General features: G+C 69.8%; 24 protein-coding genes. 5 read left to right on the plus strand and 19 right to left on the minus strand.

Translation table 11 applies throughout. From position 1 onward, the window contains the following. Positions 1-45: 45 nt before the first annotated feature. Entirely contained in the window at positions 46-699 is a 654-nt protein-coding gene (locus INQ48_31880; protein QRF62158.1) for a TetR family transcriptional regulator, read from the minus strand. Positions 700-835: 136 nt separating this feature from the next. Here INQ48_31880 and fahA point away from each other — a divergent pair, with 136 nt between their 5' ends. Genes fahA through INQ48_31895 form a run of 3 tightly spaced genes read left to right on the plus strand, consistent with a single transcriptional unit; the run spans position 836 to position 3,709 of the window. Further along, complete coding sequence (gene fahA, locus INQ48_31885) at positions 836-2,149, plus strand: fumarylacetoacetase (GenBank protein ID QRF62159.1); 1,314 nt, start codon at positions 836-838, stop codon at positions 2,147-2,149. 45 nt (positions 2,150-2,194) lie between these two features. After that, positions 2,195-3,154 (plus strand): tripartite tricarboxylate transporter substrate binding protein, encoded by a 960-nt coding sequence (locus INQ48_31890; GenBank protein ID QRF62160.1) that lies wholly within the window; start codon positions 2,195-2,197, stop codon positions 3,152-3,154. A 6-nt stretch (positions 3,155-3,160) separates the two neighbouring features. Next, complete coding sequence (locus INQ48_31895) at positions 3,161-3,709, plus strand: cupin domain-containing protein (GenBank protein ID QRF62161.1); 549 nt, start codon at positions 3,161-3,163, stop codon at positions 3,707-3,709. Between the two features lie 12 nt (positions 3,710-3,721). On the opposite strand, the gene INQ48_31900 is transcribed toward INQ48_31895, so the two are convergent. The 18 genes from INQ48_31900 to INQ48_31985 all read right to left on the minus strand — a co-directional run bounded on the left by INQ48_31900 (position 3,722) and on the right by INQ48_31985 (position 23,227). Beyond that, complete coding sequence (locus tag INQ48_31900) at positions 3,722-4,768, minus strand: LacI family DNA-binding transcriptional regulator (GenBank protein QRF62162.1); 1,047 nt, start codon at positions 4,766-4,768, stop codon at positions 3,722-3,724. A gap of 46 nt (positions 4,769-4,814) precedes the next feature. Next, positions 4,815-6,011, minus strand: a complete 1,197-nt coding sequence (locus tag INQ48_31905) for a fumarylacetoacetate hydrolase family protein (protein QRF62163.1) — start codon at positions 6,009-6,011, stop codon at positions 4,815-4,817. 1 nt (position 6,012) lies between these two features. Next, on the minus strand, positions 6,013-6,780 hold the full coding sequence (locus tag INQ48_31910; protein QRF62164.1) for an enoyl-CoA hydratase/isomerase family protein: 768 nt from the start codon (positions 6,778-6,780) through the stop codon (positions 6,013-6,015). Positions 6,781-6,812: 32 nt separating this feature from the next. Next, complete coding sequence (locus tag INQ48_31915) at positions 6,813-7,955, minus strand: carbohydrate ABC transporter substrate-binding protein (GenBank protein QRF62165.1); 1,143 nt, start codon at positions 7,953-7,955, stop codon at positions 6,813-6,815. Continuing rightward, positions 7,952-9,157 (minus strand): CoA transferase, encoded by a 1,206-nt coding sequence (locus INQ48_31920; GenBank protein QRF62166.1) that lies wholly within the window; start codon positions 9,155-9,157, stop codon positions 7,952-7,954. Before INQ48_31920 ends, INQ48_31915 begins: the two co-directional genes overlap by 4 nt. A gap of 32 nt (positions 9,158-9,189) precedes the next feature. Further along, complete coding sequence (locus tag INQ48_31925) at positions 9,190-10,371, minus strand: ATP-binding cassette domain-containing protein (protein QRF62167.1); 1,182 nt, start codon at positions 10,369-10,371, stop codon at positions 9,190-9,192. 29 nt (positions 10,372-10,400) lie between these two features. Further along, entirely contained in the window at positions 10,401-11,219 is an 819-nt protein-coding gene (locus INQ48_31930) for a carbohydrate ABC transporter permease (GenBank protein QRF63038.1), read from the minus strand. 11 nt (positions 11,220-11,230) lie between these two features. Continuing rightward, the gene (locus INQ48_31935; protein QRF62168.1) at positions 11,231-12,181 is read right to left on the minus strand and encodes a sugar ABC transporter permease; all 951 of its coding nucleotides are present in this window, start codon (positions 12,179-12,181) and stop codon (positions 11,231-11,233) included. A 22-nt stretch (positions 12,182-12,203) separates the two neighbouring features. Continuing rightward, entirely contained in the window at positions 12,204-13,460 is a 1,257-nt protein-coding gene (locus tag INQ48_31940) for a sugar ABC transporter substrate-binding protein (protein ID QRF62169.1), read from the minus strand. A gap of 204 nt (positions 13,461-13,664) precedes the next feature. Continuing rightward, positions 13,665-14,420: an SDR family oxidoreductase gene (locus INQ48_31945; protein ID QRF63039.1), complete on the minus strand. Its 756-nt coding sequence runs from the start codon at positions 14,418-14,420 to the stop codon at positions 13,665-13,667. Positions 14,421-14,468: 48 nt separating this feature from the next. Further along, positions 14,469-15,530, minus strand: coding sequence for a LacI family DNA-binding transcriptional regulator (locus INQ48_31950; GenBank protein QRF62170.1), 1,062 nt, complete (start codon positions 15,528-15,530; stop codon positions 14,469-14,471). Between the two features lie 72 nt (positions 15,531-15,602). Further along, the gene (locus tag INQ48_31955; GenBank protein QRF62171.1) at positions 15,603-16,775 is read right to left on the minus strand and encodes an aldose 1-epimerase family protein; all 1,173 of its coding nucleotides are present in this window, start codon (positions 16,773-16,775) and stop codon (positions 15,603-15,605) included. Further along, positions 16,772-17,683 (minus strand): sugar phosphate isomerase/epimerase, encoded by a 912-nt coding sequence (locus INQ48_31960; protein QRF62172.1) that lies wholly within the window; start codon positions 17,681-17,683, stop codon positions 16,772-16,774. The genes INQ48_31955 and INQ48_31960 overlap by 4 nt, the downstream gene beginning before the upstream one ends. Before the next feature lie 49 nt (positions 17,684-17,732). Further along, on the minus strand, positions 17,733-18,860 hold the full coding sequence (locus tag INQ48_31965; GenBank protein ID QRF62173.1) for a Gfo/Idh/MocA family oxidoreductase: 1,128 nt from the start codon (positions 18,858-18,860) through the stop codon (positions 17,733-17,735). Between the two features lie 136 nt (positions 18,861-18,996). Beyond that, the gene (locus INQ48_31970; protein QRF62174.1) at positions 18,997-19,641 is read right to left on the minus strand and encodes a glutathione S-transferase family protein; all 645 of its coding nucleotides are present in this window, start codon (positions 19,639-19,641) and stop codon (positions 18,997-18,999) included. A gap of 9 nt (positions 19,642-19,650) precedes the next feature. Continuing rightward, on the minus strand, positions 19,651-21,465 hold the full coding sequence (locus INQ48_31975; GenBank protein ID QRF62175.1) for a 2Fe-2S iron-sulfur cluster binding domain-containing protein: 1,815 nt from the start codon (positions 21,463-21,465) through the stop codon (positions 19,651-19,653). Then, positions 21,458-22,144: a Rieske (2Fe-2S) protein gene (locus INQ48_31980; GenBank protein QRF62176.1), complete on the minus strand. Its 687-nt coding sequence runs from the start codon at positions 22,142-22,144 to the stop codon at positions 21,458-21,460. The genes INQ48_31975 and INQ48_31980 overlap by 8 nt, the downstream gene beginning before the upstream one ends. Positions 22,145-22,153: 9 nt before the next feature. Then, a complete protein-coding gene (locus INQ48_31985) occupies positions 22,154-23,227 on the minus strand; it encodes a BMP family ABC transporter substrate-binding protein (GenBank protein ID QRF62177.1) in 1,074 nt (357 codons plus the stop codon). Positions 23,228-23,319: 92 nt separating this feature from the next. On the opposite strand from INQ48_31985, the gene INQ48_31990 reads away from it, so the two are divergent. Further along, complete coding sequence (locus INQ48_31990) at positions 23,320-24,003, plus strand: GntR family transcriptional regulator (GenBank protein ID QRF62178.1); 684 nt, start codon at positions 23,320-23,322, stop codon at positions 24,001-24,003. A 599-nt stretch (positions 24,004-24,602) separates the two neighbouring features. Next, on the plus strand, positions 24,603-24,959 hold the full coding sequence (locus INQ48_31995; GenBank protein QRF62179.1) for a hypothetical protein: 357 nt from the start codon (positions 24,603-24,605) through the stop codon (positions 24,957-24,959). The last annotated feature ends 41 nt before the right edge of the window (positions 24,960-25,000 follow it).

Raw genomic sequence — 25,000 nt, forward strand, 5'->3', positions numbered from 1 at the left:
AGCGGGCCGGCGACGGCCCGCTTTTTTTCATGGTGCCGGCGCCGCTCAGCGCAGCGATCGGTCGTCCCTCACGGCCTCGAAGCCGCCCCGCAGGAACTTCGCGAGCCGCTCGATGATGTAGTGCGTGTCCGGGCTGTCGGGCCGCTCCTTGGCGAGGGTCCGGATGCGCCCCGTCGGCGAGATCGCGGCGACCATCGAGCCGACCGCGAACAGGTAGCACCACGCGAGCGTGTGGGGATCCATCTCGGGCAGCACGGTCGCGAGCACCCGGATCGTCTGCCGCGCGATCGGGTCCGCGTACTCGCGCGACGCCTGCCGCGCATGGGGCTGCGGGTCGTTGATGATCTGCCCGATCAGCTGCGCGTACTGGGGACCGCCGCGCGCCGTGTCCCGCGAGAACAGCACCGTCGGTTCGACGAAGGCACGCAGCACGTCCTCGAGCGAGGGCTTCGCCGCGCCGGACTCCGGATGCTCGAGCCGATCGAGCCGCGCGAGCCGCTCGTGATTGATCACCGAGATGCGCCGGCCGAGCACGGCGCCGAACAGGTCTTCCTTCGTCTTGTAGTGGTACTGCACCAGCGAGACCACGATCCCCGCGGCATCGGCGATCTGCCGCAGGGAGACGCCGTGGTAGCCCTTGGCGGCGAACAGTTCCTCCGCCGCGTTGAGGATCTTCTCGGGCGCGTCACTGCGGCTCATCGGCTCGTCTCCATGGTTTCGGGCATCCGTCCTACTTTATCCGACGCGGCGACGGGCCCTCCCAGTCCGCACAAGGGTTTGCCCCATGCGTGCCGCTCTTTATGAATTAGTACATTTGACCAATTCAGGAAGGACCATGCACGACATCAACGAAACACATCGCGCCGATCTGCGCAGCTGGGTGGCGCGATCGGCGCCCGGAGACACCGATTTTCCCCTGCAGAACCTGCCGTTCGGCTGCTTCTCGACGGCCGACGACGAGCGTCCCCGCCTGGGCGTGGCCATCGGGGAGCAGGTGCTCGATCTAAGACAACTGTCCAACACCGGCTTGATCGACGGACTCGGCACGAGGATGGCCGAGGCCTGCCGCGCGGACTCGCTCCTTGCCCTGATGGCCGCGCCCGCGGCCGATGCGTCGGCGCTCCGGCTTGCCCTGTCCAGGCTGCTGCGCGAAGGCGCGGCGGACACCGCGCGGACCGCGGCCTGCCTGGTGGCGGCATCGTCCGCGCGGATGCGGCTGCCGGTTCGGGTGCGGAATTTCTCCGACTTCTTCACCTCGATCCACCACGCGACGAACACGGGACGCATGAGCCGCCCACTCGAGCCGCTGCTGTCCAACTTCCATTCGCTGCCCGTTGCCTACCATGGCCGCGCATCGAGCCTGGCGATCAGCGGAACCCCGTTTCCCAGGCCGATGGGCCAGCAGGTCCCGCCGGGACAGGCGCTGCCCATCCACGCGCCATCGGGCAAGGTCGACTTGGAGTGCGAGATCGGCGCCTATGTCGGCCAAGGCAATGCACTGGGCCGCCCGCTCTCGATCGACGGCGCCGCGGACGCCCTCTTCGGCCTGAGCCTGCTCAACGACTGGTCCGCGCGCGACCTGCAGGCCTGGGAGTCACGGCCGCTGGGGCCGTTCCTCGCGAAGAGCACGCTGAGCACCCTGTCGCCCTGGGTCGTGAGCCTCGAGGCGCTGGCGCCGTTCCGCACGCCGGCAGCGCCGCGCGCCTGCGATGCGGGACCCGTGCTGCCCTATCTGCTGTCGGAGCACGACCAGCTGCGAGGCGGCCTCGACATCCGCATGCAGGTGCTGCTTTCGACGCGGCGGATGCGCGAAGACGGGCAGGCGCCGGTGCTCGTCTCCTCGCCATGCTTTCGCGACCAGTACTGGACGCTCGCGCAGATGCTGACCCACCAGACCAGCAATGGCTGCGTGGCGGAGACCGGCGACCTGATCGGATCGGGCACCGTGTCGGGCCCCCGTCCCGGCGAGCTGGGCTGCCTGCTCGAGATCACGCAGGGCGGAACGCAACCGCTGGCCCTGCCCAATGGCGAAAGCCGCCGCTACCTCGAGGACGGCGACGACGTCGTCCTGCGCGCGCGATGCGTGGCCGAAGGCGCGGTGCCGATCGGGTTCGGCGACTGCGCTGGCAGGGTGGTGACGCCGGGCTGAACGCCGGTGTCGCTCTTCGCGCTTCACTTCACGAGGTCATCACGCATGAAATCCGGACGTTCCACCGCCTTGCTGGCGCTCCTGTGCACCCTGCCGTGGGCCCCCGCCGGGGCCCAGTCGCCGAACTTCCCTTCGCGCGCGGTCGAGGTGATCGTGCCCTATGCCGCCGGCGGCGCCGTCGATGCCATGGCGCGGGCTTTCGCGGCCGAAGCGGCCCGGGACACCTCGCAGCCCTGGGTCGTGGGCACGCGCGAGGGCGCGGGCGGCGTCGTCGGCTTCGCCTACCTGTCGCGGGCGAACCCCGATGGCTACACCGTCGCCTTTTCTCCCGCCTCGCCGATGACCAACTCGCCCTTCCTCAACGCGAAGATGCCCTTCAGGAACAGCCAGGTCGAACCGGTCTGCCAGGTGTTCGAGAACGTCTTCGCCATCGCGGTGCCGAAGAACTCGCCCATCCGGTCCTTTGCCGAGCTGGCCGACGCAGCGCGCGCCAGGCCCGGTGGCCTGTCCTATGGCCACGCGGGCCTGGGCAGCGTGCCGCACCTGTCGATGGCCGCCGTCGAGCGCTCGCTCGGCCTTCGCTTCAATGCCGTGGCCTACCGGGGCGACGCTCCGCTGCTGAACGACGCGCTCGCGGGCACGGTGGATTTCAGCGCGGCCGCGATCGCTTCCCTGGCCGGGAAGAACCTGCGCGTGCTGGCCGTGCTCTCCGACCGACGGCATCCGGCCTATCCCGAGGTTCCGGCGATCCCGGAGCTGGGCGGGCCGGCCATCACGCCGGGGCTCAACGGCCTGTTCGTGCCGAGCGGCACGCCCGCGCCGGTGATCGCGCGGCTGGAGCGCCTGTGCGAGCAGGTCGCCGGCTCGGCCGGATTCGTCGGCAGCGCGAGGATGCTGTCCCAGGTGCCCCGCTACCTGGGCGCATCGGCCTTCAAGGCGCGCATCGAAGAAACCTACCGGGCCAATGCCGCCCTGGTTCCCGAACTGAAGATCGAGAAGAACTGAACCACCATGTCGCACGCTTCACCACCGATCCGCCGCATCGTCACGGGCTTCGACCCGCAGGGACGCTCCGTCATCGCCGCCGATGGCGCGTCGCCCGCGCAGAAGACCGTGCCGGAGCGCCCCGGCTACCGGATCACCAACCTCTGGCGCACGAAGCCGGGCGACGATTTCGGCGTTCCCGATTCGATCGCCGGCCACCAGGGCGTGCTGCCGCCGCGCGGCGGCACCGTGTTCCGGATCATCGAATGGCCGGCCGAGCCGCAGGACCCCGCGGAGCTGCGCCGCCTCATGGACGCCACGTTCCGCTCGATGTACCCCGATGCCCACCGCGACGTGCAGCAGGGACAGCATCCCGGCATGCACCAGACCGACACGGTCGACTACGCCCTGGTGCTCGAAGGCGAGGTCGTCGCCATCATGGAACAGGGCGAAACCGTGATGCGGCAGGGTGACGTGCTGATCCAGCGCGGCACCGCGCATTCCTGGGCCAACCGTTCGGGCAAGCCGGCCAAGGTGGCCTTCGTGCTGGTGGATGCGGCCCGCGACCCGCGCTAGCCGCCTCCGCGCTCAGGCGCTCCCGCGCTCGATCAGCTCGAAACCCAGGTCGCGCTTGCGCGCCGCCGGCGTCTCGCTGCGCAGCCGCTGCACCAGCATGCGCGCGGCCTCCTCGCCCATGCGCACGGTCGGCACCGCGATGGTCGTGAGGCCGGGGTTGAGCTCGCGCGCGATCTCGTAGTCGCCGAAGCCCATGATCGCGAGCTGCTTCGGCACCGCGATGCCCAGCCGCTGGCAGGCCAGCAGCGCGCCCGAGGCCAGCAGGTCGCTCGAGAACAGCAGCAGGTCGCTGTCGGGGAAACGTGCGCGCGCGGCCTCGAGCAGGGTGCTGCCGCTGCCCATGGTGTAGGGCAGGTTCTCCACCACCAGGCTGCGCGGCGCCTGGCCCGGGTAGTGGCGCGCCATGCCGGTGGTGTAGCCGTCCAGGCGCTCGCGCGCGCGGTCGTCGCCGGGGCGCGCGGCACCCACGAAGGTGGGATGGCGGTAGCCGCGGCGCTGCGCATAGGCCACGGCCGCGGCCAGCGCCTCCTGGTTCGAGAAGCCGACGAGCTGGTCGATGGGCTTGCGCGTCCAGGCCCAGCTCTCGACCACGGGAATGGCGGCGCGCGCGAGCATCTCGCGCACCGCGTCGGTGTGGCGCGTGCCGACGAGGAAGAAGGCGTCGGGGCGGCGGCCCAGCAGGCTGCGCACCACGGCCTCCTCGCGCTCGTGGCTGTAGTCGGTGTGGCCGATGATCACCTGGTAGCCGGCCTGCAGCAGCACGTTCGACAGGCCCTGCAGCGTCTCGGCGAAGACCGAGGCCGCGATCTGCGGAATCACGGCGGCCACCGTCATGCTGCGGTTCGATGCCAGGTGGCTGGCCGCGAGGTTCTGCACGTAGCGGGTGCTGCGGATCGCCGCCTCCACGCGCTCGCGCGTCTGCGGCGTGCAGCCCTCGGGGTCGCGCAGCACGCGCGACACGGTCTGTGCCGACACGCCCGCCACCTCGGCCACGTCGGCCATGGTGACGGAGTTGGTGCCGAAGCGGCGGCGGCCCTGTCTTTTTTCGGGTTCTGTCATGGGTGGCCCGGATTCTGCCGCCAAGCGCGCCCGGCCACCGCCGCGCTCAAAGCCGCCCGCGCGCGGCGAGGTTGCGCATCAGCGCGCCGATGCCGAAGGTCCACGGCGCAATGCGGTCGCTGCGGCCGACCCGGTTGAACAGCGTGCCCAGCCGCTCGGCGCGGATCGCCACGCGGTCGCCCTCGTGGTGGGTGAAGCCGGCGCCCGGCGCGTCGCGGTCCTGGATCGGCGCGAACATGGTGCCGCAGAACAGCAGGATGCCGTCGGGGTACTGGTGGTGCGCGCCCATGGCGTGACGCACCAGCTCGAGCGGATCGCGGCTGATCTGCGCCATCGAGCTCGAGCCCTCGAGCACGAAGCCGTCCTCGCCCTCCACGCGCAGCTCGACCACGGTGGCGCGCAGGTCGTCGATGCCGTAGTGGGCGTCGAACAGGCGGATGAACGGGCCGATGGCGCACGAGGCGTTGTTGTCCTTGGCCTTGCCCAGCAGCAGCGCGCTGCGGCCTTCGAAGTCGCGCAGGTTGACGTCGTTGCCGAGCGCGGCACCGACGGTCCGGCCGCGGCTGTCGACGGCCAGCACGACCTCGGGCTCGGGGTTGTTCCAGGTCGAGCCCGGATGCAGGCCCACCTGCACGCCGGTGCCCACCGAGGCCAGCGGCGCGGCCTTGGTGAAGACCTCGGCGTCGGGCCCGATGCCGACCTCGAGGTACTGCGACCAGAGGCCCTGCGCAAGCAGCACCTGCTTGAGCTGCATCGCCTCGGGCGAGCCCGGCACGATGCCCGAGAGGTCGTCGCCGACCACGGCCACCACCTGGCGGCGCACCGCCTCGGCGCGGCTCGCGTCGCCGCGCGCCTGTTCCTCGATCACGCGCTCGACCATGCTGGCCGCGAAGGTCACGCCGGCGGCCTTCACCACCTGCAGGTCGTTGGGCGCGAGCAGATGGCGCTGCGCGGGGTCGGGGCCGTGCGCGGCGGTGCTCGCGAGCCAGTCGGCCAGCGTGCCGAGCGGCACGCCCTCGGCATCGCGCACCGCGGCGGCCGCGTCCTCGCGCTCGAGCAGCGCCGAGACCGTGGGCGCGAGCGTGCCGATGTCGATCAGCTGGCCTGCGCGCACCGTCACCAGCGTCGGGCCGCCCAGCTCGCCGGTCCCGCCCGGAAGCCAGGCGCGGCCCACGAGCAGCGCTTTCTCCGCATCGATGGGCAGCGTGGCCGCGGCATCGACCATGTCGGGGATCGCCTGCATCTCAGCGCCCCTCGAACACGGCCGGACGGCGCGCCTTGAAGGCCGCGCGGCCTTCCTTCGCGTCCTCGGTCGCGAAGCACACGGTCTGCAGGTCGCGCTCGTACTGGATCGCGGTCTCCAGCGGCATCGCATAGGCGGCGCGCAGGTTGGCCTTGGCGGTCTCGACCGCGATCGGCGGGCGGCTCGCGATGGTGGCGGCAATGGCCTGCGCGCGCGCCAGCAGCTCGGCGGCCGGCACCAGTTCGCTCACCAGGCCCCACTGCAGCGCCTGCTGCGCGCTGACGGGATCGCCGCCCATCAGCATCAGCGCGGTGTTCGAGGCGCCGATGCTGTGCGCAAGCATGTACGACATGCCGCCGCCGCCGATCCAGCCGAGCTTGACCTCGGGCGCGCCGAAGCGTGCATGCTCGGCCGCGATGCGGATGTCGCAGGACATGGCGGTCTCGAGGCCGCCGCCGAGCGCATAGCCGTTGATGGCGCAGACCACGGGCTTGCGCAGCGCGCGGATCGCGTCGCAGTAGTCGGGCCGGTTGCGGAAGGTCCAGGGCGTGTCGTAGCCGTCGAGCTCGGCGATGTCGCTGCCGGCGCAGAAGGCCTTCTCGCCGGCGCCCGTGATGACGACGGCGCGCACGTCGGCGCGCGCGTTGCAGTCCTTCACGTGGGCGACCAGCGCATCGGCCATCTTGGGCGTGACGGCGTTGAGCTTCTCGGGGCGGTTGAGGATCAGAGTCGCGACTTGGTCGCGGACCTCGAAGAGGATGTGGTTCATGGCGGATGGGGACTGAAGAAGGGAAGGCGGGCTCAGACTTCGCTGCCCGCGGGTCGGTGGCTCTGGTAGAGCGTTTGCAGCCGCTCGAGCGCGGCCGGGGCCGCGAGCCGGTCGGCGAGCATCTCGCGCACCAGCGCCGAGGCCGCGGTCTGGAACGGGATGTAGCCCGGATGGCGCGGCCGCACGATCGCGGCCTCGAGCGTGGCCTCGGTCTGCGCGAAGAAGCCGTTCCAGGCGACGTTGACGCGCGCATGGCTCCACGCGCTGCGCGCGCTCGGCTGGCCGTCGGCGAAGGGAATGAAGTCCTCCTGCATCGCCGGGCTCATCAGCGCGACGAGGTGGGCACGCAGCGCATCGCTGACCGTCGCGCGCCGGCTCACCGCGAGGCCGGTGCCGCCGAGCGTCGAGCCGAGGCCGTGCGAACCCGCGGGCACGTCGGCGAAGTGCAGCGGCCGCGTGCCGGCGCCGGCCACCGCGTAGTTGACGTAGCCGTAGACCAGCGGGCAGTACACGGCCTGCGCATCGCGCGACATCGCATCGAGGATGCCGATCGGGTTGAGCCCGGCCCAGCCGCGGAAGGCCAGCGCATGCAGCTCCGACAGCAGTTCCCAGGCCGTGGTGGCACCTTGGCCCCTGAACAGCCGGCCGGGCTCGCTGCCCGTGGGCGCGTCGCCGTGCGCGGCCGCCATGCTGAACAGCGAAAGCGCCGCATGCGGGCCGGCCAGCGACAGGCACACCGGCTGGCGCGCGGCCAGCGCGAGCACCTCGGTCCAGCTGCTCGGCAGCGCGCCCTCGAGCCGATCGGTGCGCGCCACCGCCACCTGCGTGGCGGCATCGAGCGGCAGCGCCCAGTGCGCGCCGGCATAGCGGTAGCTGTCGAACGAACGGCCGATGCTCTGCGCGCGCCAGCGCGCGAGCTCGTCGGCCGTGAACAGCGATTCGAGCGGCTGCAGGCAGTCGCCGGCCACCGCGTCGCCGATGTGCGGATGGTCGAGCACGATCAGGTCGTAGCGCTCGGCCAGGTCCTCGATCGGATGCGACTCGAAGCCCTCGAGCGGCTGGCGCTCCCAGTGCAGGTCGAGGCCCTCGGCGCGCGCGCGTTCGGCCGCGCGCTCGAGCGCGACGTAGCCGCGCGGATGGTCCCAGGTCAGGCCCTTGATCGGCGCGCCGCTCACAGCGTCTCTTCCCCGATCACCTTGGCCGCGAGCAGGCCGTCGATGCGCTCGGTGCTCCAGCCCAGCTCGCCGAGGATCTCGCGCGTGTGCTGTCCCGCCAGCGGCGCGCCGCGGCGCACGCTCGAGGGCGTGCGCGTGAACTTGATCGGGAAGCCCGGCGTCTTCACCTTGCCCTCGGTCGGATGCTCGTACTCGACGAAGGTGCCGTTGTGGACGATCTGCGGATCGTTCATGACGTCGGCATAGCCGTACACCGGGCCGGCCCAGATGTCGGCCGCGCGGAACACCGCGAGCCATTCGGCGGTGGCGCGGTGGCGCAGCTTCTCGCGCGTGATCGAGAAGATCTCGTCGCGACGCGCGAAGGTGTCGCGCTCGTCGTCGAAGTCGGCCAGCACCGGCGCGCCGATGGCCTGCGCAAGCGCGGCCATCTTCGGGAAGGCCAGCGCGAGGAAGCCGTCCTGCGTGGCGAACACGCCGTAGGGCGCGCGGATGTAGACATGCGCATGGGGCTCGGCCGTGCGCTCCTGCGGCTTGCCGGCCACGCTGAACACCGACAGCTCCTGCATCTGCAGCGCGACGATGGCATCGAGCATGTTGACCTGCACCAGCTGGCCCTCGCCGCTGCGCACGCGGTGCAGCAGCGCGGCGATCACGGCCTCGAAGGCGGTCGAGGCCGTGATGGCGTCGACCAGGTACTGGCCCGCGGGCGACGGCGGCTCGCCGGCGCGGCCCGTGGACAGCATGGCGCCGCTCATCGCCTGCAGCAGCAGGTCCTGCCCGGGCCAGAGCTTGTAGGGGCCGTCCTCGCCGTAGCCCGACATCGAGACGTAGACCAGCCGCGGGTTGATCTTCGAGAGCGTGGCGTAGTCCACGCCCAGGCGTTCGGCCACGCCGGGGCGGTAGTTCTGCAGGAACACGTCGGAGCCGCGCACCAGTTCGTAGAGCGCATCGCGGCCCTCGTCGCTCTTGAGGTCGACCGCGAGGCTGCGCTTGTTGCGGTTGAGCGAGAGGAAGGAGACGTTGATGCGGTTGCCGCGCGCGCCGCCGGCCGAGACATGGCGCTGCCATTCGCCGGCGACCGGCTCGACCTTGATGACGTCGGCGCCCAGGTCGCCCAGGCGCTGGGCCGCGAAGGGGCCGGCCATGGCGATGGAGCAGTCGAGGACGCGGAAGCCCTCGAGGATGGCGGAGGATTTGTTCATGGAGTGTGTTGGCGATGAGGGGTGGGAAGAATTCAGTGCGTGCGCGGCGCGGCGGCGAGGTTGCGGCCCGTGGCAGCGTCGAACAGCACGGCCTGCGCGGCATCGAAGCCGACCGCGACCGGGTCGCCGTTCGCGAGGTCGGTGTAGCCCGGCACCGTGACCATCAGGTCGGCGTTCGCGGCGCCTTCCTCGTCGTGCAGCGTGCGGACGTCGGTGAGCGCGACCGCCACCAGCGACTCGGCGCCGACATGCTCGACCAGCGCGATGCGCCCGGCCAGGCCCTGGCCGCCGCGCGCCACCGTCAGCGCGTTCGGCCGCAGGCCGAGCACCACGGCGGCGCCGGGCGCGGCCAGGCCGCGCAGGTGCGCGGGCAGCGGCATCGTGGCCTCGCCGCCGAGCGCGAGCGCGCTGCCGTCGGCGTTCACCGTGGCCTGCAGCAGGTTCATCGGCGGCGTGCCGATGAAGCGCGCCACGTAGAGGTTGGCCGGCGCCTCGTAGATCTCGCGCGGGCTGCCGAACTGCTGCACCACGCCGTCCTTGAGCAGCGCGATGCGCGTGCCCATGGTCATCGCCTCGACCTGGTCGTGCGTGACGTAGACGAAGGTGCCGCCCACGCGCTGGTGCAGCTTCGAGATCTCGGCGCGCATGGTGGTGCGCAGCTTGGCGTCGAGGTTCGACAACGGCTCGTCCATCAGGAACACCTGCGGCTCGCGCACCATTGCTCGGCCGAGTGCCACGCGCTGGCGCTGGCCCCCCGAGAGCGTGCGCGGGAACTTGTCGAGCCAGTCGGTCAGCGCCAGCGTGCGCGCGGTGCGCTCCACCAGCTGCGAGACGGCCGGCGAGCGCTCGATGCGCCGCTTGGCCATGCCGCCGAGCAGCGGGATGTGGAACCACCAGCGGTGCTGCCGCATGATCAACGGGAACGCGATGTTGCGCCGCACCGTCATGTGCGGATAGAGCGCATAGGACTGGAACACGAAGGCGATGTCGCGTTCGGTCGGCGGCAGTTCGTCGACGCGGCGCTCGTTGATGTGGATCTCGCCGCCGCTGATGCTCTCGAGCCCGGCGAGCATGCGCAGCAGGGTCGACTTGCCGCAACCGGAGGGGCCGAGCAGCACGAGGAATTCGCCGTCGGGCACGTCGATCGACACGCCCTTGACGACATGCTTGTCGGCGAAGTTCTTGGTGATGTCCTGGAGCTTGATGGAAGCCATGGCTGTGTATTCGGTTCGATGGTTCGGGGTCAGCCCTTGACGCTGCCGGCGGTCATGCCGGAGACGACGTGGCGCTGCACGATCAGGTAGAAGATGACGGCCGGCAGCGTGTACATCACGCCCACCGCCATCACGGCATCGAGCGGCGTGCTGAGCTCGCCGATGAAGCCGGCCAGGCCGACGGAGGCCGTGTGCAGCCGCTCCTCGGTGATCAGCGTCTGCGCGAACACGTACTCGTTCCAGCCATGGAAGAAGGAGATCACCGCGGCCGCGGCCAGCGTGGGCGCGATCAGCGGCACCACCACGCCCAGCACGATGCCGATGCGCGAGCAGCCGTCCACCCGCGCGGCCTCCTCGACCTCGATCGGCACGCCGTCGATGGCGCCCTTGAGGATCCAGGTGATCACCGGCACGGTGAAGGCGGTGTTCGCGAGGATCAGGCCGCTCAGGGTGTTGAGCAGCTGCATCTGCGCGAAGATCGCGTACAGCGGCACCACCAGCATCGCCTCGGGCAGCATCTGGGTGGCGAACAGGCCGAAGCCGATCGCGCCCTTGCCGCCGAAGCGGAAGCGCGACAGCGCATAGGCCGGGAACACCGCCAGCGCGATGCTCAGCACCGTGGTGCCGATCGCGACGCAGGCGCTGTTGAAGAGCCAGCTCGCCACCGGCTTGATGGCGAACACGCTCGCGTACACCGGCAGTTGCCCCAGCGAGGGCAGCAGCTGCGGCCGGTCGGCGAACAGCGCCTCGGTGGGCGTGAGCGAGGTCACCAGCATCCAGTAGATGGGGAAGGCCGCGGCGCCCAGCAGCACCAGCACCGCGAGCATGCGCAGCGCCTGTCGGCTCATGGCGGCGTGCATCAGCGCTCTCCTTCGCGTTCGGCGCGCGCGGTGTAGCGGAAGTACACCAGCGTCACGGCCAGCGCGATCGCCACGCCCACCATGCCGACGGCCGCGGCCTGGCCCAGGTGGTGGTTGACGAAGGCGCGCCGGTAGAGGTCGATCACCAGCGTGTTGGTGGCGCCCACCGGCCCGCCCTGCGTGAGCAGCCAGATCAGGTCGAAGCGGCGCAGCGACCAGATGGTGGAGAACAGCGCCAGCAGCGCGACCGAGGGCCGGATGGTGGGCCACACCACCGCCTTGAACACGCTGAGCCGGTCGGCGCCGTCCATCACGGCGGCCTCGCGCAACTCGGACGGCACGCCCTGCAGCGCCGCCAGCAGCACCACCGAGGCGAACGGGAAGATCTGCCAGATGGTCGTGATCAGCACCGCGGGCATGGCGTGCTGCATGCTGTCGAGCCAGTTCTCGCTGCCCGCGGCGATGCCGAAGAAGCGCAGCGTGTGGCCGAACACGCCGTACTGGGCGTTGTAGATCCAGATGAAGATCAGCGCCACCGCGACCGGCGGCGCGGCCCACGGGATGGTGACGGCGGCGCGCGCGATGCCGCGGCCGCGGAACGGCGCGTCGAGCAGCAGCGCCGAGGCCAGGCCCAGCCCGATCGCCGAGGCCACGCAGGCCACGGTGTAGAGCAGCGTGGTGAAGATCACGCGATGGAAGTCGGGATCGTTCCAGAGGTCGGCGTAGTTCTGCAGCCCGACCCATTCGCCCTGCGAGGCCGCGAGCAGCGAGGTCGAGGTGAAGCTCAGCACCAGTTCGCGCAACAGCGGATAGCCCTGGAACACGAGCAGGTAGAGCGTGGCCGGCAGCACCAGCGCATAGGGCGCGAGCGGATGGCCGTCGAGGCGCGCGCGGCGGCGCGCACCCTCGCGGCGGGCCACCGCGGCGGCGGAGGACAGCGTGGCGTTCATCGTCACGGGATGCGGCGCGGGTTCAGCGCTTGAGCACGCGGCTCAGCACGGTCTGCTGCGCGTCGTTCATCGCCTTGGCGGGATCGACGCCACCCTGCAGCACCTTGATGACCTGCTCGATCACGATCTGCTGGATCTCGGGCGCCTTGACCTCGAGGCCCTGCGGCAGCGCGGGCACGCTGTTGGCGGTCTGCTGGTCGTAGACCGAGATCCAGGGCCACTTGGCGACCTCCTCGGCCGAGCGCGGCACGGCGATCGCGACGCTCGAGGCGCCGTGGATCAGCTGCAGCTCGCGCTGCGCCTCGGGCGTCAGCATCCATTGCAGGAAGGCACCGGCCGCGGCCTTGTTCTTGCTGTTGGCGTTGATGCTGATCGGCGCCAGGATCATGCCCTGCGCCTTGGTGGGGAACGGCGAGGGCGCGGCACCGAACTCGAAGCCCTTGGCCTGGGTCGCGAGGTTGGCGGCCACGCCGCCGTTGTCGACCTGCATCGCGATCTTGCCCTCGGCGAACATGCGCCGGTAGGTGGCGGCGTCGGCCCCCTTGGGGATCGCGCCGGCGTCGTAGACCTTCTTGTACGCCGCCACGCCCTCGATCACCTTGGCGCTGTTGATGGTCGGGTTGCCCTGCTCGTCGGACCAGCGGCCGCCGAAGCCGTAGACGTAGTTGCAGAGGTCATACCAGAAGCCGCCGCGCTCGGCCATGGTGGCGCGGTAGGCGTAGCCGTAGTTGCCGGCGGCGGTCGCGGCCTTGGCGGCGGCCAGGAACTCGTCGAAGTTCGCAGGCGGCGTGCCCTTGAGCAGCGCCTTGTTGTAGACCATCGCGTAGTTGCTGACCTCGAACACCACGCCGTAGCGCTTGCCGCCGATCTTCATGTACTTGTCGGGACCCGTGAGCGGGAAGGCGCCGTCGGCGATCACGTCGTCGATGGGCACGAGGCGCTTGGCATCGACCGCGGCATAGAACTCGGGCAGGTCGAAGCGCACGAGGTCGGGGCCGGCATTGCCGCCCATCTGCGTGAAGACGGTGCTCGCGAAGGACGAGAACGGGATCGTGACCGGCTGGATCTCGACCTTGTCCTGGCTCTGGTTGAACTTGCCGATCCAGGCGCGCATCTTCTCGCCGCGGCCGGGCTCGGCGAAGCTCGATGCGGCGAAGGTCACGACCTGCTTGCCGGCGGCCTGCGCCTGGGCGCTGCCCGCGGCGAACAGCTGCAGGGCCGGAACGATGGCGATCGCGGCGAGGGCCGCGCGGCGGCCGGTGAAAAGGCGTTGCTTCATGTGTGTCTGTCTCCGATGACGGCAGGCCCTGCCGTGGGATTCGAGGCGTCCGGCCGAAGCCGTCGCACTGCTGTTGGCGAGATTATTAGCGCTAACTGTTAGCGCTAACAAGTACGACTTTAGCGTTGCAGCCCGTGGCTGCGATCACGGGATTTCCCTAGCTGGTGGTCGAGATCTCGCGTGGAAAGGCGGGGGCTTCGGCGGCTACTGCATCACCCAGCCGCCGTCGACGTTGAGCGTCTGGCCGGTGACGAAGCCGCTGCCCTCGGCCGCGAAGAACAGCATCGCGTTCGCGATGTCCTCGGGCGCGCCGCGGCGCTTGACCGACTGGTGCTCGAGCACGAAGCGCTGGTAGCCCTCGGGGTCGGGATGGATCTTCTCGGCATCGGTCGGGAAGGCGCCCGGCGACACCGCGTTGACCGTGATGCCGTGCGGCCCGAGCTCGCGCGCCATCGCACGCGTCATGCCCAGCAGCGCCCCCTTGGAGGTGACGTAGGGCAGCAGCAGCGGCCAGCCGCCGTACATCGTGATGCTGACGACGTTGACGATGCGGCCGAAGCGCTGGCGCTTCATGTGCGGCAGCGCGGCCTGCACGCAGACCAGCGCCGCGTCGACGTTCACGCCCTGCACGCGGCGATGCTCCTCGATGCTGAACTCCTCGATGCTGCGCGAGGGATAGATGGCGGCGTTGTTGATCAACACGTCGATGCCGCCCTGGGCCTCGAACAGCGCGGCCAGCCGCGCCGCGAGCGCGCCGAGATCGGCGAGGTCGCCGGGCACGAAGCGCAGCCGCGCACGCACCTCGGCGCCCTCGCCCTCCCCGGCCGCGATCAGCCGCTCGCCCTTGGCCGGATCGATGTCCAGCGCCAGCACCTGCGCGCCCGCGCGCGCGAAGGCCCAGCAGATGCTGGTGCCGAGTCCGCCGGCGGCGCCGGTCACCAGTACCTTCTTGCCTGTCATGTCCATGGTCGTGTCGTGTCTTTTGAAGTCGTGTGAGGAAAGAAGGGATCAGGGCAGGTTCTCGCGCACCGCGATGCCGGCGCGCACCGGCTCCACGCCCGCGAGCGCATCGCGGCCCGCGCGCAGGTTGGCGAAGATGCGCACGCAGTTCATCACCTCGGTCTGCGGGTTCTGGTTGATGGCCGCGTCGAGCGTGCCGTCGATCAGCATGGCGCGGGTGTCGGGCGTGATCTCGTGGCCGATGAAGACCACCTTGCGGTCGAGGCCCGCCTCCTTGAGCGCGCGGCCGATGCCTTCGGAGGCGCCGCCGATGTTGTAGAGCGCCACCAGGTCGGCATGCTGGCGCAGCAGGGTGCGCGCCTGGCGGTAGTTCTGCGCCACGTCGTCGTGGCCTTCGCGCAGGCCCACCACGCGCAGCCCGGGGAACTGCTCGGCCAGCACCTGCAGGAAGCCGACCTCGCGCTCCTCGTGGCCGCGGTAGCTGAGGCTGCCCGCGATCAGGCCGACCTTGCCCGACTTGCGGTCGAGCATGCGGCCCATGAGATAGCCCGCGGTGCGGCCGGCCGCGTGGTTGTCGATGCCCACATAGGCGGCGCGTCGCGAGCCCGGCAGGTCCGACAGCAGCGTGAGCAGGTGCACGCCCTGGTCGGCCAGCGTGGCGACGGCCTCGCGCACCGCCGGATGCTCGAGCGGCACGAAGGCGATGCCGTCGCATTGCCGGCCATGGCGCAGCAGCCGCGCGGCCAGCACCTCGGCATCGAAGCCCTCGATCTCGACGCGGCGGCAGCGCACGTTGAAGGGCTCGAGCTGCTTCTCGACGATGCCGACGTAGTCGCCGAGCATGCGGATGAACTGGTTGGTGCCGGCCGGCAGCAGGAAGATCAGCTCCATCGGCCGGGGACGCAGCACCTGGTGCAGGCTCTCGTCGGGCAGGTAGCCCAGCTGGGCAGCCGCGCGCACCACGCGTTGCACCGTGGCCGAGCGCACGCCCTTGCGCGCATGCAGCGCGCGGTCGGCCGTGGCCTTCGAAACGCCAGCCACGCGCGCGACGTCGGCCAGGCGCGAGCGGCCGGGGGCCTCGGCGGAGGGCGTCGATGTCTTCGTCTTCATGTCGCCGAGTATTCCGCGCAACGAGACGCCCTGCCGCGATGTCCGCACCGGCTCGCCCATCTTCTTCTCGCCTCAGTCCCAGCGGCCGGTGATGGCCGGGTACTCGTCGGCGGGCTGCGCGCAGATGGCGCGCACGCGCTCCTCGAAGGCCGCGATCTCGCCGCGCCCGTCGAGCACCGAGAAGCGCGTGGTGTAGCGGCGCTCGTCGCCGTGCTCGAGCCAGATCAGCTCGCCGCGCTCGCGTGCGAAGGGCTTGCCCAGCACGTGGTTGGTGCTCGGCTCGATGCCCATCGCGTACTGGCCGCGCTGGTAGTTCTGCCACTGGAACTGGCACGGGAATTCGTCGCGGTTGACCTCGACCGCGAGACCGATGCCACGGCCGCCGTCGAAGCCCTCGTTGACCAGCGCGACCGGGATGCGCCCTTGCGCATCGGCCGCCATCGCATGCTCGTAGACCTGCTCGTGGAAGTCCGACTGCGGCCCGGGCTGGGTGCGGTAGCCCACCGATTGCTTGCGCAATGCATCGGCATGCGCGGCCCAGGGCGTGTGGCTGATCGGCGCGATGTAGCGGCTGCCCTCGTCGAGCACCGGATGGCCGGCGTTGATGTGATAGCAGAACATGTGCGGCGTGCGATAGAAGCCGTGGTTGACCACGCGGTCGTGCAGCGTGAAGCCATGTTCGCCCACGCGCGCCTCGATGCGCCGCACCAGGTGCAGGTCCTCGCCGAACACGGCCGACTGCTGCACCACGCCCTCGCACCAGAGGATGCAATCGTCGCCCTCCCAGCGCTCGCCGTAGCCGGTGAGCCGCGCGGGAATGTTCGCGATGCGGCCGTGCAGGCCGCTGTCGACGGTCTTGCGCGGCGTGTAGTGGTAGTGGCCGGCCGGGTCGCTGTCCATGAACAGCGTGTGGTCGAGGCCGCAGGTCACGAGCAGGCCCGAGAAGGAGCGCAGCCAGCCGAGGCCGCCCTCGTCGGCGTTCTCGTGCAGCCCCGGATGCCGGAAGCCCGTGGGCGATTGCCAGCCGATGGCCGCGCCGCGGTATTCGCAGGCGCCCACGTCCATCGCGCGGTCGACCAGCACCTGGAACGCGAAGCCGGTGCCGGTGCGGAACTCGAGGCAGCGGATGCCGCGTTCCACGCCGTCGCCCAGCGTCACCAGCCGCACGCCCGCGAACTGCGCGAGCGTGCCCGCGTGTTCGCGCAACTCGCGCCGGGTCCAGTGGCGGCCGTGGAGCTGGATCACGCGCCGGCCTCCAGCAGCTTGTCGTCGAGGAAGCGCTTGGCGCGCGGCACGTCCGATTCGTCGAGGTGCTCGATGATGATCGGGATGTTGGGATGGTGCTGCGCGAGCCGCTTGAGGTAGAGGTCGTAGTTCAGCGCGCCCAGGCCCGGCGCCGGCAGCTCGATCTCGCCCACGCCGCGGAACTGGTGCGCTTCGGAGGCGTCGATGTCGGCGAACTTCTCGCTCTTGTCGTCGCCCGCGGCGCGCTTCACGTCCTTGGCATGCGCGATGCGGACCTTGTCGCCGAGCGCGTCGAACATCTGGTTGAGCACCTGGTCCATGCGGTCGATGTTGTGGGTCTCGAAGTAGTTGGTCGGGTCCATCAGCAGGCCCAGGCCCGGATGGTTGACGTCGGCGAACAGGCGCAGCGTCTCCTCGACCGAACCGATGATGTTGTTGACGTAGGTCTCGACCAGGAACACCGCGCCGTGGTCGTGCGCCTCCTGCGCGAGCTCGCGCACCACCTTCACGCAGTCGGCGTAGGCGCGCTCGCTCTTGTTGTCGGGATGCGATGACCAGTCGCTGTCGGGGTTGACGGTGCCGGTCTCGCTGATCACGTAGGGCGTGCCGCAGTCGCGCGCATGGCGCAAGGTGGCCTTGAGGTAGTCGTTGCGGCGCTCGCGCTCGCCAGCGTCGGGGTGAACGATGTTCGTGTACGCCGACACGCAGCTGATCGGCAGGTCGTGGCGGCGGAAGGTGTCCCGCACGCGGTGGCACTTCTCGCGCGTGATGGCCTCGGGCGTGGAGAAGTCGATGTCCTTGAACGCGAGGTCGAGCTGCACGGTGTTGAAGCCCTGCGCCTTGATGCGGCGCGCGGACTCCTCGAGGGCATAGGGGAAGTAGCCGCTGAAGATGCCGACTTGGATCATGGGTTGTCTCCGATGGTTTGTGGGTGGGGATGCGGGGAAAGCGCGCGGCTCAGACGCCGAACTCGGCCAGCGGCACCGCGCGCCGCTCTTCGAGCGAGCGGTAGCCGGCCTCGACCAGCGCCATGGTCTTCACGTTGTCGGCGACGTCGAGCAGCGGCGCCTCGCCCTGGGCGAGCGCCCATTGCAGCTGTTCCATCACGCCCGCGAAGGCCTGCGGGAACCAGCGGGTGGACCAGCTCGGTGCGATCCATTCGCCGCCCGTGCCGTGGCGCGAGCTGTAGCGCAGCGTGCTCGGGCTGCCTTCGGGATAGTCGGGCCAGCCGATCGTGCCTTCGGCCACGCCCTCGGTGCCCTCGACGCGCCACTTGATGAAGATGCCGGCGTCGAAGCCCTCGCCGTGCGGGCCGGTCCAGACGTCCTCCATGCTGAGCGCCATCACGCCGCTGCGAAAGCGCAGGGTCGAGCAGACGATGCCGTCGCTGTGTTCGAAGCCGGTGCGCGGATCGGGCCGCGCGGCGGTGTAGATGTCCTCGGGTTCGCCGAACAGGAAGCGCAGCACGTCGAGGTGATGCACGCTCATGTTGGCCAGCGTGAGACGGCCGTAGCCGCGCAGGAACTCCTGCCAGTGCGGGATGGCGCGCATCTCGATGGTGGCGAGCACCGGCGTGCCCAGCTCGCCGCGGTCGAGCAATTGCTTGAGCACGCGCATCGACTGGTCGAAGCGCATGTTCTGGTTCACCGACAGCGGCTTGCCGGCCGCGCGCGCCTCCTCGGCCAGCGCGCGCGCCGTGTCGAGATCGAGCGCCAGCGGCTTCTGCGCGAGCACCGCCTTCACATGCGGCTGCGCGAGCGCGAGGCGGATCAGCTCGGGCTGGCGGTCGGGCGGGAAGGCGATGTCGACGATCTGCACCTGCGGGTCGCGGATCAGCGCCTCGGGCGTGTCGTGCACCGTGGGGATGTCCCAGCGCTGCGCCACATCGGCCGCCTTGGAACGGGTGCGCGAGGCGATCGCCACCACGGGGAAGCCGGCCTCGCGGTAGGCCGCGAGCTGCACGTCCGCCATGATGAAGCCGGCGCCGATGGCACCGATGCGGAAGTCGCGGCAGCGGATCGGCGCGTCGGGCTCGAAGCCGCGCGCATCGGCGGCCGGCGCGGCGGTCGCGCTCGTTGGGGTCATGGCTTGTCTCCTGTCCTGGGTCGAATCGAGGCAGTGCTTTGCTGCCTCGCGACCGAGGTTAAGGGACGCGGCGACCCGGACCAATCGACCGGGATGAGGTTTTTTGAGGTGCCTCAGCGAGGCCTGCGGCGACGCATCAGGTGGCTTCGGCGTCGATGCCGAGCGCAAAGATGCCCGGCATGCCGACGAAGCCCGGGATCGATTTGACGCGTGCGATCCAGCGCCCGAGCGCGGGATAGCGCGTCAACGCGATGCCGCCCTCGGGCGCGAGCGCGATGTAGGGGAAGCAGGCGATGTCGGCGAGCGTGGGCGTGGCGCCGACCAGCCAGCCCTCGCCCGCGGCTTCGCGGTCGCCCAGGTGGTCCTCGATGTGCGCGAACAGCCTGTGCGCGGCCGCGCGGCAGGCGGGCGCATCGAGGTCGTAGCCGAAGGCATCGTGCAGGCGCGCGGCCGAGGCGCTGCGCGTGATGTCCTCGGCCACGGTGAGCCACAGCATGACCTGGGCGCGACGCTTCGGATCGGCGGGGAACCAGGTGCCGGCGCCGTCGTGGCGGCTCGCGAGGTAGACGAGGATCGCCTGCGCGTCGCGCAGCACGAAGCCGTCGTCGTCGATCACGGGCAACTGGCCGAAGGGATTGAGCGCGAGGAATTCGGCCTGCTTGTGTTCGCGTCCGGGATGGAAGTTGACCGGCACGCGCTCGTAGGCGATGCGTAACAGCGCCATGAAGAGCCGCAGCTTGTAGCAGTTGCCGGACAGCTGTTCGTTGTAGAGCTTGATCATCGCCAGCCCTCAGAGATCGAGCACCAGCGTCGCGGAGCGCGAACGCGAGACGCAGGGCAGCATCTGCATGTCGGACGCCTTCTCGCCCGCGCTCAGGTACTGGTCGCGGTGATCGGGCTGGCCGTCGACGACGGTGCACAGGCAGGTGCCGCAGACGCCCTGCTCGCAGCTGGTGTCGAGGTGGATGTCGATGGCGCGCAGGGCCTCGACGATGGTGGTGTCGCTCGCGACCTGCACGCGGCGGCCGCTGCGCGCGAGTTCGACCGTGAAGGCGGGGCCGGTGGCCTGAACGGGCGTGGCGCGTCGGAAGTATTCGAAGTGCACGCGCTCGGCCGGCCATTCGAGTTCCGCCGCGACGCGCTCGATGCACTGCATCAGCGGCGCGGGACCGCAAGCGAAGGCATGCGCATCGCCACCGGCTTGCAGTGCCTGCCGTATCCGGTCTTCGGTCTGTTGCGGCGGCAGGCCCAGGTGCAGATGCAGGTTCGCGCCCAACAATGCTTCGAGCTCGGCACGGTACGCCGCATGCTCGGCCGAGCGGCAGAAGTAGTGGAGGGCTGGCTGCTTTCCCCTTGCCACGAGATCGCGCGCCATCGCGAGGATCGGCGTGATGCCGATGCCGCCCGCGATCAGCACCGCGCGGTCGATGCGCGGGTCGAGCCGGAAGTTGTTCTTGGGCAATCCGATCTCGAGCTGCATGCCGGCCTGCACCGCATCGTGCAGCGCGATGGAGCCGCCGCGCGAATCGGCCTCGCGCTTGACGGCGATGGTGTAGCCCTCGTCGTCCTGGCCGCAGACCGAGTACTGGCGAATCTGGCCGTTCGGCAGGTGCACGTCGAGGTGCGAGCCCGCAGTGGCGCTCGGCAGCGGGCCGCGGCGTGGCGAGCGCAGCTTGAACTCGACGATGTCCCGCGCCACGGTTCGCCTGGCCGAGACATCCACCGTGAGCCGCGGCCGAGGCTCGGTGCTTTGCGCCTCGATGCCCCAGCGCAACTGGATGTCGCGCAGCCAGCGGCGAAAGGTGCTCGAGGCCGCATCGGCACGCGAAGGCACCTCGATGCGCGGATCGAGCGGCAGCTTCTTGGGGACGTGGTTCTCGAGGATCGGCTTGTCCTGCCCGAGGATGTGCTGCTGGAAGGCCATGATTTCACCGCTCGAGCTTTGGGCATCGAACAGGCTGATCGCGAAGTGCGCGATGCAGCGCTCTTCGTCGGTGGGCTGGATGAACAGGAAGATGATGTCGGCGAGCTCGGCCGAACGGCCCGCCGGGTGCTTGTAGAGCATCGGCGAGAACGGGTTGACGACACGGTAGACGTAGTCGACGTCCGCCCCGCCCTTCGCGTCCGCCGAGGCCAGCGGCTGGATGAACTTGCAGTCGCGCGCCCAGAGCTCCCGGCGGGCGTCGAGCTCGACCTCGTAGCCGCGCACTTCGGTCGCTTCTTCCGATCCGAGGATGTGGGCATGGACGAAGGGGAAGTGCGCCATGTCGAGGAAGTTCTCGACCACCCGCAGCGGACCGCTGTGGATGCCGAAGCCGCCCATGTAGAGGAAGCGGCGCGCGGGGTTCGCGAAGGCCGCCAGTTCGAACAGCGGCTTGGGCTCGTCGCCGAGGCACAGCAGGATGAAGCCGCAGTGGTCGGTGGCGTGGCAAGGCCTCGTGGGTTCGGCCTCGAACCAGGCCTCGAGCGTGCCGTCGGGCTGGCGGCGCACGTGCAGGTCGTGGCCCAGCAGGCGCGTGCGCCGGCTGGTGCCGGGCGCGAGGCCCAGGCTGTCGCCGATGGTGAGCCAGTCGGCCGCGATCGCGGGGTCGATGGTGTCAGGCATGTTCGGTCTCCCTCGGTGCGCGGGCCTCGGCCGTCCATCGGGCGATGTGCATCTTGGTGCTTGCGATGGCCCGTTGCTTGTCGAGGCTCGACGAGCCGCGCGCCACGAGCAGGTGGACGATCGAGGTGCCGGGCAACAGCGGCTGGATCAGCAGGGCCGATGCGCCGTCCTGCCAGACGCAGGCGCTCTGGCCTCGCAACCAACCCGCGCCTTCGAGCCGCGGCACGAGGGTGCCGGCATCGAGATCGACCGTGAAGCTGCGCGACGGCACGAGGCCCTCGCCGAGGCGCGGCGGATAGCCCGCCGGCATGCGCGCGAGGCTGGCCCAGACGATGCCGTCGCTCTCGCGGCTCGGGTAGGTGCGCGCGCAGGCGGCCGGCGGGCTCGCGTCCTTCGGCGACGAGGGCACCGACACGCAGTGGCCGTCGCGGCCGTAGCGCCAGCCGTGGTAGCGGCAGACCAGCGTTTCCCCGACGACGAAGCCGAGGCTGAGCCGCACGCCGCGGTGCGGGCAGCGGTTCTCCCACGCCTCCATCGCGCCCGAGGCCGAGCGCCAGAGGGCCAGTTCATGGCCGAGCAGCGTGGACTGCAGCACCTGTCCCGGCAGCAGGTTGCGCGAGAACTCCACGGGAAACCAGTCGGCGGAGCTTGCCGCCGCCGTGTCTGCGGTCTGGTTCATGGCCGGGCCTCAGCGCGGGATCGCGCCCTGGATGCCCTCGACGAACCAGTTCATGCCGGCGATGTCTGCCTCGGGCAGCGCCGCACCCGGGGCCGCGCGCTGCTTGCCCGTGTTGTCCTTGAGCGGGCCGGCGAAGACCTTGAGCTTGCCGGCCACGATGTCGGCACGCGCCTGCTTCGCCATCTGGACCACGTCGGCCGGCACGCCGGGGTTCCAGTCCGCGAGGCTCACCCCGCTGTTGGCCAGGGTCGCGGCATAGGCCGTGCCCTTGAACCTGCCGTCGAGCGTGTCCTGCACGGCCTGGCGCAGGTAGGGCGTCCAGTCGTGCGTGAGCGAGGTCAGCAGCTTCTGCGGCGCCGATTTGCGGTGGTCGGAGAACATGCCGATCGACCAGACGCCCTTGGCCTCGGCCGCCTGCAGCACGGCCGGGTTGTCCTGGAAGCCGGAGCCGATGACGTCGGCGCCCTGCTGCATCAAGGTGTTGGCGGCGTCGCGTTCGCTGCCGGGGTTGAACCACTCGTTGACCCAGACCACCGACACTTTGGCGGCGGGATTGCTCTTCTGCGCGCCGAGCGCAAAGGCATTGATGGTCGAGACCACGTCGGGGATCGGCAGCGCGCCCACGTAGCCGAGCTTGTTCGACTTCGTGACCTTGCCCGCCACCAGGCCGGCCACATAGGCGGCCTCGTACCAGCGCGCGTTGTAGGTGCCAAAGTTGGCGGCCTGCCTGAAGCCACTGGCGTGGACGAAGTTGACCTTGGGGTTCTCGACGGCCGCCTTCAGGCCGTCGTTCATGTAGCCGAAGCTGCCGAGCACCATCAGCCCGGCCCCGTTGCCGACCAGCTCGCGGATCACGCGCGCGCCGTCGGGGCCGGCCTTCACGTCCTGCACCACTTGGGTCTTGATGCGGTTGCCGAACTCCTTCTCGAGCTGCTTGCGCGCGCTTTCGTGCACGGCCACCCAGCCGACGTCGGACACGGGGCTTTGGTAGACGAAGCCGATCTGCAGCGGCTCGGCCGCGAACGCGGGTGCGCCGCAGAAGAAGGCGGCGAGGGCCGCGGTAGCCGGTCGAAAGGGGGTCATGGGGTGTGGTCCTCGAGAGTGGGGATGGTGTCGGATTCCGGTTCGGTACTCTATATCGGTATACCGATTCAGTCTAATTACAATCCTGGACCATGTCTACCAAGAACCAAGAGATCAGCGACAGCATCCGGGAAGCGGTCGCCGCCCACCGCCTGCTGCCGGGCACTCAGCTGCGCGAAGTGAGCCTGGGCAAGCTCTACGGCGTGAGCCGCACGGTGGTGCGCCAGGCGCTGCAGAGCCTCGCGCGCGAGGGGCTGGTGGACCTCACGCCCGGCAAGATCGCCTCGGTGGCCAAGCCCACGCCGAAGGAAGCGCGCGACACCTTCGATCTGCGTTGGGCGATCGAGCGCCACTCGCTCGAGAAACTGTCGCAGGCCCACACCAAGAAGGACCTGGCGGCGCTGCGCGCGCACGTCAAGCAGGAGCGCGCGGCGCGCGTGGGCAATGACCTGGAGGAAGTGCGCCGGCTCGGCGCGGGATTCCACGTGCTGATCGCGCGGCTCGCGGGCAACGACCTGCTGGCGCAGACGCTCGACCAACTGGTCGGGCGGATCGCGCTGATCCTGCTGCTCTACCAGCACGAGTACGACAAGCACACCGAGTGCCTGCAGGACGAGCATGCGCAACTCATCGCCCTGATCGAGAGCGGATCGACCGAGGAGGCGCTGGCTCTGCTGCGCAGCCACCTCCACACCGTGGAAGTCAGCCTGGGTGCCGATGCGCCCGACGACGAGGAAGCGGACCCGCACCTGAGCCGGGCCCTGCGCCGGCGCTGAACCGGCCGGCGGGACAAAGAAAAGCGCCCGGCACGAGGCCGGGCGCGAAGCCTAAGTTGCTGTCACACACTAGGCGCCCAGCCGAGGGAGGAACGGCCGGACACAAGGATGTTCAAGCCTGAAACAGTCGTCTCACGTCAGACGACACCGACATTTCTATGGGAGGGCGGGGTTTTCGGCATCCCATGTGAAGAATTCTGAGCAATTCTTCACGATTCTTGCAATGGCCTACACGCGCTGCCTCCCAAAGGCTGACGCGGCTCTTACGGCCGGGCGTCCAACATGGTGTCGCTGTCACGCACCAGGGTGCCAAGAAGAGCAAGAAAAACCTCCCTCTGGGCCCGCAAGGGATGCACCCGCTTCGGCGGGTGTTTTTTTGGGCGCTCCATTCTTCCAAGCCGGCGGCCCTGCTTGTCGAACCTCGAGCCAAGTCCAGTCCCACCCCATGTTTCGACCGCCGGCGTTACGGGCGTTACGTTCCCTCGGGAACAAACGGAACGTGACACGGAACAAAAATGTGTCAAAAAGTGAGGAAAACTGCACAGCCTTGAAGGCAGGCTTCCCTGGCGGCTCTTGTGCCTCCGCCGGGCCTGCCTAGCATGCAGTTAATGATTTTTAACAATTTCATCGCCGAGATCTTTCCGGGTGTGGAGACCGCCCAGATCCGCGTCCATTGGCGCTGGGATGTGCGCCACCACGAGGACGACGAGCATCACGACGGCGGGATGTGGGTGCCGGCCACGGCCGCGGCGCGGCGCGAGGCCCGCATCGTGTGCGAGGTGCAGAACGCGGTCTATGGCGTGGGCTCCCACTGGATCGAGGAGCGCGACCGCCCGGCCTTCGCGCTGCCGCGGCCGCACCTGCGCCGCGCCTTCTCCGCGCGCGAGCTGATGATGTCCAAGTGCTCCCCATTTTCCGTGGGCAACTTTGTGGATAACTCAGGTACTGCGTTGTAAAAGCGATCTAAGCTGTTGTTTTCAAAGGGGAAACAACAGTC

Source organism: Variovorax paradoxus, assembly GCA_016806145.1.
GTDB lineage: Bacteria > Pseudomonadota > Gammaproteobacteria > Burkholderiales > Burkholderiaceae_C > Variovorax.

Bases quoted from the DNA above. Each gene is read 5' to 3' on its own strand.
- INQ48_31880 (QRF62158.1), bottom strand. From the start codon at position 699: ATGAGCCGCAGTGACGCGCCCGAGAAGATCCTCAACGCGGCGGAGGAA.
- fahA (QRF62159.1), top strand. From the start codon at position 836: ATGCACGACATCAACGAAACACATCGCGCCGATCTGCGCAGCTGGGTG.
- INQ48_31890 (QRF62160.1), top strand. From the start codon at position 2,195: ATGAAATCCGGACGTTCCACCGCCTTGCTGGCGCTCCTGTGCACCCTG.
- INQ48_31895 (QRF62161.1), top strand. From the start codon at position 3,161: ATGTCGCACGCTTCACCACCGATCCGCCGCATCGTCACGGGCTTCGAC.
- INQ48_31900 (QRF62162.1), bottom strand. From the start codon at position 4,768: ATGACAGAACCCGAAAAAAGACAGGGCCGCCGCCGCTTCGGCACCAAC.
- INQ48_31905 (QRF62163.1), bottom strand. From the start codon at position 6,011: ATGCAGGCGATCCCCGACATGGTCGATGCCGCGGCCACGCTGCCCATC.
- INQ48_31910 (QRF62164.1), bottom strand. From the start codon at position 6,780: ATGAACCACATCCTCTTCGAGGTCCGCGACCAAGTCGCGACTCTGATC.
- INQ48_31920 (QRF62166.1), bottom strand. From the start codon at position 9,157: ATGAACAAATCCTCCGCCATCCTCGAGGGCTTCCGCGTCCTCGACTGC.
- INQ48_31925 (QRF62167.1), bottom strand. From the start codon at position 10,371: ATGGCTTCCATCAAGCTCCAGGACATCACCAAGAACTTCGCCGACAAG.
- INQ48_31930 (QRF63038.1), bottom strand. From the start codon at position 11,219: ATGAGCCGACAGGCGCTGCGCATGCTCGCGGTGCTGGTGCTGCTGGGC.
- INQ48_31935 (QRF62168.1), bottom strand. From the start codon at position 12,181: ATGAACGCCACGCTGTCCTCCGCCGCCGCGGTGGCCCGCCGCGAGGGT.
- INQ48_31940 (QRF62169.1), bottom strand. From the start codon at position 13,460: ATGAAGCAACGCCTTTTCACCGGCCGCCGCGCGGCCCTCGCCGCGATC.
- INQ48_31945 (QRF63039.1), bottom strand. From the start codon at position 14,420: ATGACAGGCAAGAAGGTACTGGTGACCGGCGCCGCCGGCGGACTCGGC.
- INQ48_31950 (QRF62170.1), bottom strand. From the start codon at position 15,530: ATGAAGACGAAGACATCGACGCCCTCCGCCGAGGCCCCCGGCCGCTCG.
- INQ48_31960 (QRF62172.1), bottom strand. From the start codon at position 17,683: ATGATCCAAGTCGGCATCTTCAGCGGCTACTTCCCCTATGCCCTCGAG.
- INQ48_31965 (QRF62173.1), bottom strand. From the start codon at position 18,860: ATGACCCCAACGAGCGCGACCGCCGCGCCGGCCGCCGATGCGCGCGGC.
- INQ48_31970 (QRF62174.1), bottom strand. From the start codon at position 19,641: ATGATCAAGCTCTACAACGAACAGCTGTCCGGCAACTGCTACAAGCTG.
- INQ48_31975 (QRF62175.1), bottom strand. From the start codon at position 21,465: ATGCCTGACACCATCGACCCCGCGATCGCGGCCGACTGGCTCACCATC.
- INQ48_31980 (QRF62176.1), bottom strand. From the start codon at position 22,144: ATGAACCAGACCGCAGACACGGCGGCGGCAAGCTCCGCCGACTGGTTT.
- INQ48_31985 (QRF62177.1), bottom strand. From the start codon at position 23,227: ATGACCCCCTTTCGACCGGCTACCGCGGCCCTCGCCGCCTTCTTCTGC.
- INQ48_31990 (QRF62178.1), top strand. From the start codon at position 23,320: ATGTCTACCAAGAACCAAGAGATCAGCGACAGCATCCGGGAAGCGGTC.
- INQ48_31995 (QRF62179.1), top strand. From the start codon at position 24,603: ATGCAGTTAATGATTTTTAACAATTTCATCGCCGAGATCTTTCCGGGT.